Genomic DNA, 14,050 nt, shown 5'->3' on the forward strand with positions numbered 1-14,050 from the left:
TTTGAAAATTAAACGAATGAGGACGAATGAAGAAGTCATTGCTATTTCTTATAACATTAATGTCGCTACTTAGTTGTACGACCCTTAAAAATGGGCGCTATATTAAGTTAACGGATAATTATAATGCTAAGAAATTAGCAGAGATTTTTAGTATCCCTGAGTGGCAAATCGAAGAGTTTAATAAAGGTGCTGCCTTTAAAAAAGGTGATACGATCTTTCTACCTTATAAGAATGGTATTTTATATAATCGTGTTGAAGGACGATCTATTTCTTCTATTAACTATCAAAAGCTTCGTCAAAGCTCTCGCTTCCTTTGGCCTGTGCCATCATCTAATCGTGTAACTTCAGGTTATGGGCATCGCTGGGGCAGACCTCATGAAGGTATTGATATTGCTGCCCGTAAAGGGACATATATCGTTTCGGCCGATTCTGGTGTCGTTGTTTATAGTGGTAGGAAGTCAGGTTACGGTAATATCACAGTCGTTTCTCATATTGGTGGATTCTTCACTGTCTATGCTCATGCACATAAGAATTATACGAGAAAGGGACAAAAAGTTGCTCGTGGCCAAGTTATTGCTTCAGTAGGAAATACTGGTAAATCAACTGGTGACCACTTACACTTCGAAATTCGACATGACTCTAAGGCCTTTGACCCTCTAGAGTTTTTTCACAAGCACTAGGTCTAATAACTTAAAGTACATTAGAGCAGTGTTAACAGCATCTTCAAGTGCCGTGTGAGCAACATCACCCATATTTAAAAACTTCATAAGTTTTGAGCCTGACTCACATTCTGCTGGTATGATGTCCATATCAATGAGTCCGTAGGCAATACATGAAAGATCAAGTTGACGGTGCTCAAAGTAAGTTCTCATAAAATCCCAGCCAAGATCTCTTGTCATAAAAGGAAGATCAATCGCACTCATCGATTTTCCAAATAGTGTGATTTTTTTATTTCCAAAGTATTCTTTAACTTCTGGTGATTCAAAATATTTAATAAGCTCTTGTTTGAAGTCTTCAATTGCAACGCCTTCAGAGTGGGCCTTTTCAATAAGTTCTTTATTATGATCAATAACCCATTGGTTTAGATTTGGCTTTAACTCTTCAAAGCTTGGGCATTTTATATAAAAATGTTTTTGAAGTTCTTTATTAATTGTTTTTGTTTTTGCACAAAAGGGAACCATTGCAAATTCGATGATTAAATCTTTTTCTTCAAGTCCAGTAGCTTCAATATCGAATGATAAGTAACGCATAGTTTTTCCTTTTTTATATAAGTTTATAAATATGAAATAGTAATATTAGAATTATACTTTTGAATGATATCTTTTACTAGTAGGCCACATGCCAATTGATCTTCATTAATTAGGCAGAGTCTACATACTTCTTCACCATCACAACTAGATGCAACAGGTATGTTATGTTTTCTTAGGAATTCAAGAACTGTTAGCTCAAGTTCTGACTCGTTGACCTCTAGGGACCAACTCTTTTGTGAGGCATCTCCCTTGAGTGTTAATTGCATGTAAGTTGACCGTTTCTTGGATCTTTATATGTACTTAATCCATTATTGAGCTCAAGTACCGTAAGCTTACCAAGTGCAGGCGTATAGTATTGTGCCGTACCTTGTTCGTTCTTAGTCGTTCCATATATTTCAGAGATTGTTCTTTTTGGATTTTGAAGAACTAAAGATCTTTTTGTATTCATATACTCTTGCGCCGAGGAAACACTTGGAAAGTTATTAATTAGTTCTGTTAATACTTGAGCATTATATGTGATTCCATTCATGAGTAGGATATAGCGTCTACCTTGCTTTAATTCACTCATACAAAGTGCTGTGTAATTATCATTTTCAAAATTCGATAGTAGAACATCTTTGATTGAATTATTAATCTCAGGTAGGGAACTTGTAATCCCAATAATATAATTATTCTGGTCTTTATAATGAGAAAAAGTATTGTAGTAAGATTTCTTAGGCCTTTTTAAGATGGCCATTTTTGAGTCATGAAGTTTTGAATCAAATGAGCAACTATAATTACCTCTTCTAAACAGGTAGTTGGAGTTGTAGCTATTTATACTATTATGATCTTTAGCAAATTTTGTTAATTTACTTAGTCTTTTTACATAACTAAGTCTTGCAAATAATTCATTCTCACGTACACCTTGAGCACCTCTAAAATACAATCTTTTCAAATCTTTATTCTTAAATAATTCGGCCTGATTATCTTTAATAAATTGTTCCAAAGAGTTTGAGGCGTAGATGTATTCACTAATGTTCTTTTCGATAAGCGTTAGTCGATTTTTGATTGCGAGCGGTTTTTTATAGAAATTTGCCATTTGAGAAATGGCATTCAAAAAAGCGAAATCATTTTGTTTTTGTGGAATACTGTTAATGAAGAAATCTTTTCCTGCAACCTTTGCAATCAATAAGGTATGAGAGTTGAGCGTAGTCGCGTGCGGAGAGAAGTATAATTGAGAGAGTGTAAAATTTAATATCTGATTACGATAGCTTGAGTTTGTTGATTTCGAGCTAATTATCTTACTAATCTCGGGTTCATTTTTTTCGTTATCTAATAAAATATTATTTTTCTTTTCTACAATAGGACAAGTATGGTTAATACTTTGAGAAGTATTTAACTGCTTTTCAACTTCAGAGCATCCGATAAGAGGGATTAATCCTAGGAGTATAATTAAAGTTTTAAATTGATTTGTATTAAGCTTTGTAATTATCATCTTTATGAAACTCTTCATTTTCTTCGTAATAAATCTCAAGCTCTGAATCACTCTCTGTACTGTAACTCGAATTAAAGGAATCATTTAGCTCTTGAATTAATTTTGTAACTTCTTTTTGTTTTCCAAAAATCTCAATTATTACCCAAAGGCCTTTGTCATTAACAGCAGTATGAGCAATATGATAGGCCATCTCTTTTGCATTTAAGAACTGAGTAACTTGATCAAATGCTTTTTCTTGATATGGTGTCGATCTGGCCGGTGGGGAAGGAATAAAATATGTAAATGTTTGTTTGTATTTTTGAGACTCAAAAGCATGAGTGCTATTATTTGCCGCTTTATTCCTGTTGAAAATACTCATCTATTCCCCGTAAGTTTTTGTGATTACGTTTAATTATAAACGTGCTTCAAGGTAAATGGAAATGTTTACCCATTTATTTTTTTTCTGCATTTTTCATTATTGTGCGTTATAATTTAATTGATCGACAGGATGTCGTAGCAAGAGATAGGCATGAAGCCGAAAAAATGGAGGGCCAGTTGCAGGGCCCTCTTTTTTTTACTCAAAAATCTCGTTATCAAAATTCTTATTCAATTCTTTAATAGTTAATCCATTGGCCATATTTAAAACTTTAAATTTTCCATCTTCAATTTTAAAGCTTCCACATTCAGTTACAACGTAATTAACGACACTTTTTCCAGTGAGAGGGAGAGTGCACTCTGGTAATAGTTTAGGCTCACCAGTTTTGCTATAGTGACTCATCATAACAATGATATTTTTAGCGCCATTGACTAGGTCCATAGCTCCACCCATTCCCGTGATTTTCTTACCTGGGATCTTCCAGTTTGCAAGTGAGCCTTGTGTATCAACTTCCATTCCACCAAGGACACAGAAATCGATATGGCCACCTCTAATCATTCCAAAGCTCATCGAGCTATCAAAAAAGCTTGCACCTTTTTCAACCGTAATAGTTTCTTTGCCTGCATTAATTAAAGTAGCCGATACTTCGGCTTCTGTCGGGTTGTCACCTACACCAAGAACACCGTTTTCACTATGAATGATATAGCTATGATTCTTAGGAAGTTGTGATGGGATTATTGTTGGTAGTCCAATTCCAAGATTAATCGTAGAGTTCTCTGTAAAGAGAGTTGTAACTTCTTTGGCCATCTGCTCTTTCGTCCACATTATTATGACTCCCTCGTTTTTAAAAATTCAATAGCATTTTCATAATTTGAACCTTGATAAATTCGCTGAACAAAGACTCCTGGTATATGCACATCTTCAGGTTTGATATCTCCAAGTTCAACTATTTCTTCCACCTCAACGATCGTTGTCTTTGCTGCCATTGCCATAAGAGGGGAGAAGTTTCTAGCTGTTTCTTTAAACCATAGATTTCCATATGGATCTGCTTTTTGTGCTTTGATAATTGCAAAGTCTGCGTGTAGTGCTTCTTCTAAAATACATGGACGATCAAATTCTTTGACTTCTTTACCTTCGGCCACTTCTGTCCCATATCCTGTTGGAGTATAGAAGGCACGAATTCCCATACCTGCCGCTCTAATTCTCTCACTTAGCGTTCCCTGAGGTACTAGTTCGATTTCTATTTCATTTGCAAACATGGCCGCTTCTAGGTCTGGATTGCCTCCTACATATGAACAGAATCCTTTTGAGATCATTTTCTTTTTCAAAAGTTTTACAAGTCCTCGTCCTGAGTTTCCAATATTATTTGAAACAACTTTTAAATCTCTTAGTTCCATTTGAGCTAACTGATTAATTGAGTTTTCCGGGATTCCACAAAGGCCGAATCCGCCACTCATTATCGTTGAGCCACTTGTTACATCCTTGAGCGCTTCTTGGGCACTTGGGTAAATCTTACTGTACATATGAGTCCTCGATTATATTTAATAAATTATTTAAGCAAGCTTCTAGTTCTTTTGGTGCGTAATTTAGATACGGACAAAGGATTAGAGAGCGGTTTGTGATATTAATGAAAAGACCATTTGAAAGTAATTTGTTCCATAATAGAGAACTTTCTATGATTACATCACTAAGGTCAATGGCCATGAGAAGACCAATATGCCTGATGGAATCTATCGCATGAGAGTTTTCTAATTTGATCTTAAATTGATTTAAGAGGTCATAGTTCTGGTTTCTTATTTTAATAAAATCATTCGATTCAATTAATGACATAACTTCATCAAGAACTTTTAATCCGATAGGGTGTGCAGCATTTGTAAGTCCACAGCTTAGTATATTGTCATCAAAGTAAGCTGCATTATCTTCACTGACAAAGACTGCTCCAAATGGAAAGAATCCACCAGAGATATTTTTTGCAAGACTAATAAAATCAGCTTCTAAATTTGTATAATTTTGAAAACCAAAATTAGTCATTGTTCGACCAAATCCACACACGACCTCATCTAAAATGAGTTTGATTCCATTTTCCTTGCAAATTTTCATGATTTCATCATAGTAGCTTTGTGGGGGAATGAAGACGCCATTGCCACCTGTTATAACTTCGATACAAATCGCTGCAATATCACTACTTCCAATGTCTTGAATGACTTTTTTTGTTTTCTCTAAGTCTGGATCATTAAAGAAGTTTGGAATGAAAGCGTGAAACCTTGAAGGAACACCCGCACCATCTCGGCGCCAATCTCCTGTCAGAGCAAGAGCACCCAGTGTCGCTCCATGATAGGAAGTTTCACATGATAGTATAAATTGGCGCCCTGTAATTTGCCTGGCCATCTTTATGGCATTTTCATTTGATTCGGCCCCTGAAGTTGTATAGAAGATTCTTCCGTCAAGACCTATTAGGTTAACGAGCTTTTGCGATACAGTCTCTTTAAGTTCAAATTGACATTTTGGGGTTGCCATTGGCATTGACTTGATTTGCTCAATCATTGCCTTTTCTATTTGAATATTTCTATTGCCGAATGACTGATGATAACTTCCTGAAGAAAGGTCATAAATCTTCTGATTAGAAGATGTAATATAGCCCCATTCAAAAGTATTTTGGATATCGATTTTCTTGGCCTGGTTTTGTTTTGTCCATGTGTGAAAAAAAGGTAGGTGGGCCATAAACTCTCACTTTAAAATCTAATTTCTCATAAAATTAGGGGTAGATGAATTTCTACATATTCAAAATTTTTGTCATATTTTTTGCAGCCTCTCCAGGCCTTAAATATTTGTGTTTGATAATTATAAAGTGCGCCACCACATGTTTGAGAAGGATCACTTGCTCCCTCTGGAGAGTAGTGTGAGCAAATTGATAAAGGATGGCCGTCGTGAGACATAAGAAGTTTCATAATAGATGCTTCATCCTTAAGTTCACTTCTATACTTTTCGACAAGATCAAACCTTGCATGTGTCGTTTTACTAATATTGTTTCGATCTTCTACTTTTCTAACTGTGCTACCAAGACAGTGATTTGTATGGAAGATTAGACCTTGTGGGTTTGTATTTAAAATTTCTTTTTGTGTAGGAGTGATCTCATAATTGAAGGCACTTTTTCCATCGCTTATAAGATAATTATGGCCTGATGTAATGGGAGCTTCCATTAGTAATTTTCCCATATCATTGAGGCTTTTTTGTTTCGCTGCTTTTCTAATTAATGCAGGCCAGATAATTCCATTTGTTCCATCTAGGACATTAATATTGTTAACACCAATGAATTGACCATGGTTATTAACGGCCATTAATCCTAAACATCCACAAACTGTGTAGATAAGTTCTTTTGTACCATTATCCTTATCGTCAATTTCAATTAGCATGAGATAATTTTTTGCACTTTGATGCATATCCCATGTCTGAGCAGCGATGCTATTTTTATCATCGATATATGAGACCGATGTACACCCTTCGTCTTGATTCTCACTATCGAGTTGAATATCTCTAAAGTCAGTGTAGTTATTTAGGATAATAATGTCTTTGATTGAAGTTTCACTGCCTTTCGCTATCCCTTCAATCTCTTGTGCTAGACTTGCATCAAACTTCATGGTTTCTTTAAACTGTAAGTTTGCAAATTCATCAAGTTTATCTTTCAAATGCGGTGACCTTTTAAGAAGAAGGCCAGTTCTAATCTCTATAAGTTCTTGTATTGCTTCTTTAAAAGTTTCACCGTGCTTAAGCCCATTTTCGTATGGGCCACAAGCATCGTATTTGAATATAGGTAAATTTAAGTCTGTCATTAACATGTAAAATACCACTTCTTACTTGTTTGGTTACCAAAAATACTTGGCGCTTTTAGTGTAAAAGCGTAAGAAGTGTCGTTAATAATTTTAAATTCTTTTTTAGCGTCAGCAGGTGACTCTAAATATGATACAGCTTGAGAAAGAGCATAAGCGTCACCATCCCAAGTTGAGATCATCATTAGAGGCCTTGATTCATAGACTTCTTCTTGCAGCATACAAATACCAATTTGTCCTGCGATGTGAATGTAGCTAGCATCCGGAATAATTCCATGGTCTTTTGAAAAGAGTTTCTTTTTATTATGAAAATAAACACTTTCGTTAAAGACAACTTTTGTTCCGTTGTCATGTGCGATTTTTATAATTTCTTTTAGTTCTTCATTAGTAAAATTGACTAAAAGATCACCAATGAAAAGAGCTAAGTAATCTTTGGTCGCAAGTTTTTCTTTTAGTTGGCCAATTGTATCTACTTTAGAGTTCGGATAAAAGTCTAAGACGCCTGAAAGAGTAGCGGACATAAAGCTTTGCTTACCAAAATAGTCATGGTTAAAAGATATTACTTTTGTTCTTTCTTTTTGGTTTTTGATAAGAATCGATTTGAATATTTTTTCTACACACTCACTATGTCCACTCGCTGTAAAAAAGTGTTGTAGTTCTTTAGGTGCGATATCTTTGAAACGCTTAAGATTTGCCATAAAACTTTCATCAATGAAGTTTGAAAGACAGATCTTGTTTACAAGTGTTGGCATACTCTCGAATGAAGCAGCATTTAAGATAGGGGAAGTTGAGTACTTTAATTCCTCATTACTCCATCTCAGGTTTTGGCGATAGATGATAACATCGCGGTGCTCTTCATCATCGAGATAATTCTCTTTTAGTTTCATCTCAATGATGGCCCCAAGAGAACAGTTTATAGAAAGCATTGCTCCTGCGTGAATATCACGGTTTCTTCCGTAGATATATTCGTTGCCATTGGCACTTGCAATAAGTGTTAGCGCATACTTTAGGTATTTTCCCATTCCTTGTGATTGCTCCATATTTATAATTGTTGTATCGAGCATATAAAGAGTTTTTGGACTATTGAAATACTTAACTAAGCGTAGTCCACTCTCATGAGGGAAGTGGGTAATTTTACCTGCAAATGAGATTCCTACCAGTTGTCTCGTTTCGCTTAGTAGGGCCAGCGCAATTGAATCTTTACAATGAGCAATTTTTTCGAATTTCTCAATGCTTGTTTGTCTCGTTGGCTCATATGTATGACGTTGGATTTCTTCAATCTTGTGCTTGTAATAGTCGAAGTTTTCACCATCAATTTTAATTAATTCTAAGTTAAATTCTTCATTAAAGAATTTTTGGGCAAAGCTAAATGCCGCTTTGTCTTGAAGGTTCCCACTGAAGGCTTCCACTAATTTTGCATGCCATAAGTATTCATTGGGAGAATTTACTTTAGTCTTTGGAGTATATTCTAGTTTATTTGTTTCACCTTTATAAATTCGGTTAGCAATCTCGTTAATTGCGTCGAATAGATAGTCGATATCTTCGTTAGTCCAGGCCGTATTAAGTCTAAATCTTAGTGTATTATCTCCAGCTTGATAATAGAGTAGTCCTAGGTCAAAGCGGTTTGAGATAAAAGGTGCAATATCTTTTGCATCCGATAGATCAAAAGCAAATGCGACACCAAAGCATCTAGGTGATGAAAGCTGATCCCACTTACTTATAAGTTGATTAAGTTTATTTCTTGTATATTCTTCGATTGTTGCAATTTTGTAGCGAAGTTGATCGATTGCTATTGCTTGATAGTAACCTCTGATAACAGAAGAAGTTTGAAACTCATTATTCTCCCAGCATGGATCTTGTGTCAGTACAATTCCACTTTGGGCCTTCTTTGCACATGTAATATACTCAGGATTAATTTGATTTCCTTGTGAATCTTTTAGATCAAATGTTCTGTGCCAGAAGAAGTCACGTCCAAGTCCAAACCCTGTTTGAACCTCATCATAGATAAGTGCAACTTGATAAGATTTTACGATCAAATTAAGGGCCACATGGAAGCGATTTGTTGAATAGCGATCACCACCTTCGCATTGCATTGGCTCAACTAAAATTGCAAAGTGAGTATTCTCTTTTAGAACTTCATGAAGTTGCTTTAAAGAGGCGATTTCTGATTTAAGTAAATCATCAGCTTTACTTTCAAATTCTTTTAAATTTGCTTCAAAGCTTGGTGAAAATGGATTCTCCCATAATCTAATCCACTCTGGATCTATATCTAAAATAAATTGATCATTCTTTGTTTCAGGATAATCGATGAAAGTTGTTTCATGTCCTTCGATTTGATATGGCTCTCGCTTACTTGGATTCCAAGTCGAGAAAAGTGTTGATAGGAAGCGTCCGTGAAAACTGCCTTCAAAAGCTATGATTTTGTTTGCACCAGTATGGGCCCTTTTCATATAGGCCATAATAAGGGCCGCTTCATTGGCTTCCGCTCCAGAGTTCACAAATACTGGTGTAAGTTTGTCGTTAGAAGCTTTCTCTCTTAGAAGAGTTTTAAAAGACTCGGCGATTTCGATAAAAGTTGAATCGAGATAGTTTCCTGTCCATGCACTTTCATGCATTGTTGTTCCAAAAAGGGCCGTTGCATTGAAACCAAGTCCTAGTGTGGCTATCTGTGAAGCAGCATCGAGGAGAAATTCTGGAGAATTTTCATCTCTTGTTTCCATCGCAAGGTATGCTCCTTGTGAAAATTTATGATGAGGAATATATTCTTTCTTCTCTGCAGAAGTGAAGTTATCCTTGTACATTGTTGCTAGCTTTTCTTTAGCGTGTTCGTGACTGTTTTTACCAATTAAGTTGATTTCCATCTCTTTAACCCTTAAGTGTTTTATATTATCTAACTTCTTTTTGAATCTTCTCTTTTAGAAAATCACTAAATTTGAGTCCTGTGTTTTCTAGCATTTTTGGAAACATTGAAATACTTGTCATACCTGGAAAAGTATTGATTTCATTTAAGTATATATCCCCATCGCTTAAGAAGAAGTCTATGCGTGACAGATGTCTTAGCTTTAGGCATTTGAATGCTGTCTTAGCTATAATTTGCATTTGAGAGATCTGTTCATTAGTTAACTCAGGCGCCTCAACATAAGTTTTAGCTTTTGATTGCTCACTATATTTTTGCTCATAATCATAAAATTCATCACTTGCATTTACGATTTCACCAGGTTTAGATGCGTGGAGATTTCCTTCTTGCTCAAATACTGCAATTTCTAGCTCACGCCCTTTAAGTGTTCTTTCAATGAGAATATCATCGCTATACTCGAGTGCTTTATTGATTGCATCCACCAAATCTTCTCTATTTGTTACGTGGTAGCAACCTACTGAAGAGCCCTGACTAGCAGCCTTGATGAAAACGTCATTATTTGATTTTTCAAAAAAATCCACAACTTCACTTCGTTCATAAGGTAAATCTTTGTGAATCGACATCCACTTCGTATTTGGTATACCTAGATGATCAAACCATAACTTTGTCGTTACCTTGTTAAAACAAATACTACTTCCTTCATGGCGTGGGCCAAGGTAGGGAAGCTTATGCATTTCAAGGAAGCATTGTATTTCTCCAGTTTCTCCTGGAGGTCCATGAATAACTGGAATGACATAATTGATATATGGCCTTTCTGTTGCCGTTTCTAATATCTGTCCATTTAGGCTAACTTTTTGACCGTTTAAAGTAAGATCCCCCGACTTTGTCATTTCAACGACAATAGGGTTGAACTCTGGATTGATGGCGACTTGCTCTTTTATATATTGAGCAGAGCGAAGAGACACTTCATGCTCAGTAGACCCACCACCACATATGATTAAGATATTTTTCCTTTCCATGGAAACCTTCTTTTAAAGTGAATATATAAAAAACCCTAAAGCTTATGCTTTAGGGTATTTTAAACTATCTAGTGCCTTAAGTTTCTCAAGCATTTCTGCATTCGTCCAATTGAACGAACCTTTTGCTCCATGCTTTCTAACTGCTACGGCATTGTTTTCAATTTCACGATCACCAACAACGAACATGAATGGAATTTTAGACTTTTGAATTTGGCGAGTCTTATATCCCATTGTTTCATTACGATCATCTACGCTTACACGATAACCTTGCGCAAATAATTGCTCTTTAAGTTTGTGAGCAGCTTCCCCGTGTGCTTCATTATTAACTGGAACAATAACGATCTGCTCTGGTGCTAGCCAGAAAGGGAAAACACCTGCAACGTGCTCAGTGTAAACACCAAAGAATCTCTCAAGTGATCCAAGTAGGGCACGGTGTACAACAACTGGTCTTTCTTCGCCACCGTCTGCCGTCGTGAATTTAAGATCAAAACGGTCTGGTAGTTGGAAGTCTAGCTGAATTGTCCCAAGCTGCCACTTACGTCCAATTGCATCTGCAACCTCAATATCAATTTTTGGTCCATAGAATGCACCGTCACCTTCTTTGATAACATAATTGTGACCAGAAGCTTTTAGTGCTTCTTCAAGTGCGTTCTCTGCAATATCCCAAGTCTTATCATCACCAGCTTTCTTTTCTGGACGAGTTGATAAATTAACAGTGATATTATCGAAACCAAATAGCTCGTAAGCTGTGAAGATCATCTTCATTGTTCTTTGAATTTCTTCTTGAACTTGATCAAGTGCTAAGAAGATATGGGCATCATCTTGGCAGAATGAACGCACGCGAGTTAGACCTGCTAGTGCACCTGCTTTTTCATTTCTGTGAAGACGGCCAAAGTCCGCATAACGAAGTGGTAGGTCACGGTAGCTATACTTATAGTGCTTGAACATTAGCATGTGACATGGGCAGTTCATTGGTTTTACCGCATATTCACGATCGTCAATCTTTGAAAAGAACATGTCGTCTTTGTAGTGCTCATAGTGACCAGAAGTATGCCAAAGAGAGCTATCTAAGATTTGAGGCGTGATAACTTCATCGTATTCATAGATACGGTATAGTCTTCTAATATAGTTCACAAGTTCGTTAATAACGATTGTTCCTTTTGGCATAAAGAAAGGAGCACCTGGAGCAACTGGCTCAAAGTGGAATAATTCTAGTTCTTTTCCTAACTTTCTGTGATCACGCTTCTTTGCTTCCTCAAGCATCATAAGATGTTGCTTAAGTTCTTTCTTATCTGAGAACGAAGCAGCATAAATTCTTTGCATAACTTCACGCTTTTCATCACCACGCCAGTATGCACCCGCAATGCTAAGAAGCTTAAAACCTTGTGGTAGGTCAGTTGTATTTTCTACGTGTGGCCCACGACAAAGGTCAATGAATTCACCTTGCGAATAACAGCTAACTTCTTCGCCTTCAGGGATTGCTTCAATAAGTTCTACTTTAAGTTCCTGACCTTGCGACTTGAAGAATTCAACAGCCTCAGTTCTAGTCATAACTTTTCTTTCGATTGGTAATTTTTCTTTGATGATTGTTTTCATCATATCTTCAATTTTTGGAAGATCTTCCTCGCCCAGGGTTCGATCCATCAGAATGTCGTAGTAGAAGCCATTTTCAATAACAGGTCCAACGCCAAATTGAACGCTCTCATTAGGATAAAGTCTTGAAATTGCTTGCGCCATTAAGTGGGCGCTCGAGTGTCTGATTGTGTCTAAATCGTACTTGGGCATGTAATCTCCATAAAATTTTGGAATAATTCCTACTTTAAAGGCCCATAATATCAAATAATTAAAGGGTTCATCAATATTTTGAGTGTAATTATTTTAGTTATTATAAAGAGTTTTGACGGGCAGCGTGATGACATGTTATGAACATGTTGTGGTAAGATTCCACAAAATTCTCACAGCGGAATAGAAATAGGGAGTTGATATGCAGATTGTCGGGGGACAAGAATCTGGAAATAGTGTAAACAGCGGCTTTAAGACTGAGGTTTTAGGCTTTCTTGGTCATGGTGAAGGGCTTATTCCTTCACAAGATATTTTGACTAAGTTAGAGGTTGGTAAGGCTTATTACCAATTAGGAAAACTTCATTATGATAAAGCCGATCTTAATAAGGCCGAAGTAAACTTTTTAAAGGCCATCGACTGTGCTGAGTGTCCTCAGGATAATTATCGCGTATTAAAAATTCTAAGTTTTCTTATTAGAATTGCTGCTGAAAAGCTTGAAGATGAAAAAGCCGCTAAGTATGTAAATCAGAGTGAGAATATCATTAATGACTTACAGGTAAACCTTGGTAGTCTTTCTGCTGAATACTTCTATTATGCAGGTTTAATCAAGTCGTATCGAAATGATTTTGCAGGTGCATTTAGCGACTTAGAGCTATCTTATAATAAATCTAAAGAAGAAAATGATCCTGATCTTCACTCAAAGTGTTTATTGGCCCTGGCTAATAATGCTTATAATAGAGGTGAATTCGACCTTTCTCTTGATTTCATGGCCCAACTGGATAACTTATTAAAGATTATTAATAAGGAATATCTTGGTGGTTCGATGCATATGACTTATGGAAAAATCCTAATTGCCAAAGGTGATGTGGAGGCTTCTTTAAAGCACTTCAATCTTGCTAATATTACACTTCAGAATAAGAAGTGTTGGAATCTTTATGGTTATATTCTTTTAGGAATTGGTCAGGTTGAAAAAGTGAAGGGTGATTATGATAAAGCTACTCTTTACTATAACCTTGCAAAGCAAGCAGTTGATTCAACAACGTTTAAGCGTCTAACTAATGTACTTGATGCTGAAATTCATGAAGTTAATGATTCAAGTGTTGATATTTACCTTGATCGCAATAATAGAAAAGTGAAAGAAAAGAATATTGGTGTTATCGACTTTAAGCACCGTTTTGTTCTTCTTGAAATTCTATTCTTGTTAGCTAAGAACCGTGGTTCTTTTTATGACAAAGAAGATCTGGCACGTGAGATTTGGAAAGACGAGTACAATCCACTAATTCACGACAAACTTATTTATACGTCAATCTCTCGTCTAAGAAAGCTTATCGAGCCGAAAGACAATAGTAATACGAAGAGAAAGTACATTATCCGTGGTAAAGATGGATATACTTTCAACCCAGACGTTAAGATTCGTTATCAGATGGAGACAAAACTTACTGCAGGTAAAGCTGTAGCTAACGTTGACATTAGTTCTCCAGTTTAA

General features: G+C 36.1%; 13 protein-coding genes. 2 read left to right on the forward strand and 11 right to left on the reverse strand.

All coding sequences use genetic code 11. The annotated features are described in order from the left end of the window. The first annotated feature begins 26 nt into the window (after positions 1 to 26). Complete coding sequence (locus tag C0Z22_RS03525; protein ID WP_103216967.1) at positions 27 to 680, forward strand: M23 family metallopeptidase; 654 nt, start codon at positions 27 to 29, stop codon at positions 678 to 680. Here the strand turns inward: C0Z22_RS03525 and C0Z22_RS03530 are convergent. The 11 genes from C0Z22_RS03530 to thrS all read right to left on the reverse strand — a co-directional run bounded on the left by C0Z22_RS03530 (position 657) and on the right by thrS (position 12,567). After that, complete coding sequence (locus C0Z22_RS03530; protein ID WP_103216968.1) at positions 657 to 1,250, reverse strand: exonuclease domain-containing protein; 594 nt, start codon at positions 1,248 to 1,250, stop codon at positions 657 to 659. The two genes, C0Z22_RS03525 and C0Z22_RS03530, sit on opposite strands and share 24 nt — an antisense overlap. A gap of 23 nt (positions 1,251 to 1,273) precedes the next feature. After that, positions 1,274 to 1,516: a hypothetical protein gene (locus C0Z22_RS03535; protein ID WP_103216969.1), complete on the reverse strand. Its 243-nt coding sequence runs from the start codon at positions 1,514 to 1,516 to the stop codon at positions 1,274 to 1,276. Beyond that, the gene (locus tag C0Z22_RS03540; RefSeq protein WP_158246792.1) at positions 1,507 to 2,742 is read right to left on the reverse strand and encodes a hypothetical protein; all 1,236 of its coding nucleotides are present in this window, start codon (positions 2,740 to 2,742) and stop codon (positions 1,507 to 1,509) included. Before C0Z22_RS03540 ends, C0Z22_RS03535 begins: the two co-directional genes overlap by 10 nt. Continuing rightward, the gene (locus C0Z22_RS03545; protein ID WP_103216971.1) at positions 2,705 to 3,082 is read right to left on the reverse strand and encodes a hypothetical protein; all 378 of its coding nucleotides are present in this window, start codon (positions 3,080 to 3,082) and stop codon (positions 2,705 to 2,707) included. Before C0Z22_RS03545 ends, C0Z22_RS03540 begins: the two co-directional genes overlap by 38 nt. 195 nt (positions 3,083 to 3,277) lie before the next feature. Continuing rightward, a complete protein-coding gene (locus tag C0Z22_RS03550; protein ID WP_103216972.1) occupies positions 3,278 to 3,904 on the reverse strand; it encodes a 3-oxoacid CoA-transferase subunit B in 627 nt (208 codons plus the stop codon). A 2-nt stretch (positions 3,905 to 3,906) separates the two neighbouring features. Continuing rightward, positions 3,907 to 4,602, reverse strand: a complete 696-nt coding sequence (locus C0Z22_RS03555) for a CoA transferase subunit A (RefSeq protein WP_103216973.1) — start codon at positions 4,600 to 4,602, stop codon at positions 3,907 to 3,909. After that, the gene (locus tag C0Z22_RS03560; RefSeq protein ID WP_103216974.1) at positions 4,592 to 5,800 is read right to left on the reverse strand and encodes an aminotransferase class III-fold pyridoxal phosphate-dependent enzyme; all 1,209 of its coding nucleotides are present in this window, start codon (positions 5,798 to 5,800) and stop codon (positions 4,592 to 4,594) included. The genes C0Z22_RS03555 and C0Z22_RS03560 overlap by 11 nt, the downstream gene beginning before the upstream one ends. 26 nt (positions 5,801 to 5,826) lie before the next feature. Continuing rightward, positions 5,827 to 6,909, reverse strand: a complete 1,083-nt coding sequence (locus tag C0Z22_RS03565; protein ID WP_158246793.1) for a C45 family peptidase — start codon at positions 6,907 to 6,909, stop codon at positions 5,827 to 5,829. Beyond that, positions 6,909 to 9,767 carry an aminotransferase class III-fold pyridoxal phosphate-dependent enzyme gene (locus C0Z22_RS03570; protein WP_103216976.1) on the reverse strand — a complete coding sequence of 953 codons (2,859 nt, stop codon included), beginning with the start codon at positions 9,765 to 9,767 and terminating at the stop codon, positions 6,909 to 6,911. The genes C0Z22_RS03565 and C0Z22_RS03570 overlap by 1 nt, the downstream gene beginning before the upstream one ends. Before the next feature lie 25 nt (positions 9,768 to 9,792). Further along, on the reverse strand, positions 9,793 to 10,782 hold the full coding sequence (locus C0Z22_RS03575) for a D-alanine--D-alanine ligase (RefSeq protein WP_103216977.1): 990 nt from the start codon (positions 10,780 to 10,782) through the stop codon (positions 9,793 to 9,795). 42 nt (positions 10,783 to 10,824) lie between these two features. After that, the gene (thrS, locus tag C0Z22_RS03580) at positions 10,825 to 12,567 is read right to left on the reverse strand and encodes a threonine--tRNA ligase (protein WP_103216978.1); all 1,743 of its coding nucleotides are present in this window, start codon (positions 12,565 to 12,567) and stop codon (positions 10,825 to 10,827) included. A gap of 199 nt (positions 12,568 to 12,766) precedes the next feature. Between thrS and C0Z22_RS03585 the strand changes: the two genes are divergently transcribed. Continuing rightward, entirely contained in the window at positions 12,767 to 14,050 is a 1,284-nt protein-coding gene (locus tag C0Z22_RS03585; protein ID WP_103216979.1) for a helix-turn-helix domain-containing protein, read from the forward strand.

The sequence above is a fragment of the Halobacteriovorax sp. DA5 genome (genome assembly GCF_002903145.1).
Classification (GTDB): domain Bacteria; phylum Bdellovibrionota; class Bacteriovoracia; order Bacteriovoracales; family Bacteriovoracaceae; genus Halobacteriovorax_A.

Bases quoted from the DNA above. Each gene is read 5' to 3' on its own strand.
- C0Z22_RS03525 (WP_103216967.1), top strand. From the start codon at position 27: ATGAAGAAGTCATTGCTATTTCTTATAACATTAATGTCGCTACTTAGT.
- C0Z22_RS03530 (WP_103216968.1), bottom strand. From the start codon at position 1,250: ATGCGTTACTTATCATTCGATATTGAAGCTACTGGACTTGAAGAAAAA.
- C0Z22_RS03535 (WP_103216969.1), bottom strand. From the start codon at position 1,516: ATGCAATTAACACTCAAGGGAGATGCCTCACAAAAGAGTTGGTCCCTA.
- C0Z22_RS03540 (WP_158246792.1), bottom strand. From the start codon at position 2,742: ATGAAGAGTTTCATAAAGATGATAATTACAAAGCTTAATACAAATCAA.
- C0Z22_RS03545 (WP_103216971.1), bottom strand. From the start codon at position 3,082: ATGAGTATTTTCAACAGGAATAAAGCGGCAAATAATAGCACTCATGCT.
- C0Z22_RS03550 (WP_103216972.1), bottom strand. From the start codon at position 3,904: ATGTGGACGAAAGAGCAGATGGCCAAAGAAGTTACAACTCTCTTTACA.
- C0Z22_RS03555 (WP_103216973.1), bottom strand. From the start codon at position 4,602: ATGTACAGTAAGATTTACCCAAGTGCCCAAGAAGCGCTCAAGGATGTA.
- C0Z22_RS03560 (WP_103216974.1), bottom strand. From the start codon at position 5,800: ATGGCCCACCTACCTTTTTTTCACACATGGACAAAACAAAACCAGGCC.
- C0Z22_RS03565 (WP_158246793.1), bottom strand. From the start codon at position 6,909: ATGACAGACTTAAATTTACCTATATTCAAATACGATGCTTGTGGCCCA.
- C0Z22_RS03570 (WP_103216976.1), bottom strand. From the start codon at position 9,767: ATGGAAATCAACTTAATTGGTAAAAACAGTCACGAACACGCTAAAGAA.
- C0Z22_RS03575 (WP_103216977.1), bottom strand. From the start codon at position 10,782: ATGGAAAGGAAAAATATCTTAATCATATGTGGTGGTGGGTCTACTGAG.
- thrS (WP_103216978.1), bottom strand. From the start codon at position 12,567: ATGCCCAAGTACGATTTAGACACAATCAGACACTCGAGCGCCCACTTA.
- C0Z22_RS03585 (WP_103216979.1), top strand. From the start codon at position 12,767: ATGCAGATTGTCGGGGGACAAGAATCTGGAAATAGTGTAAACAGCGGC.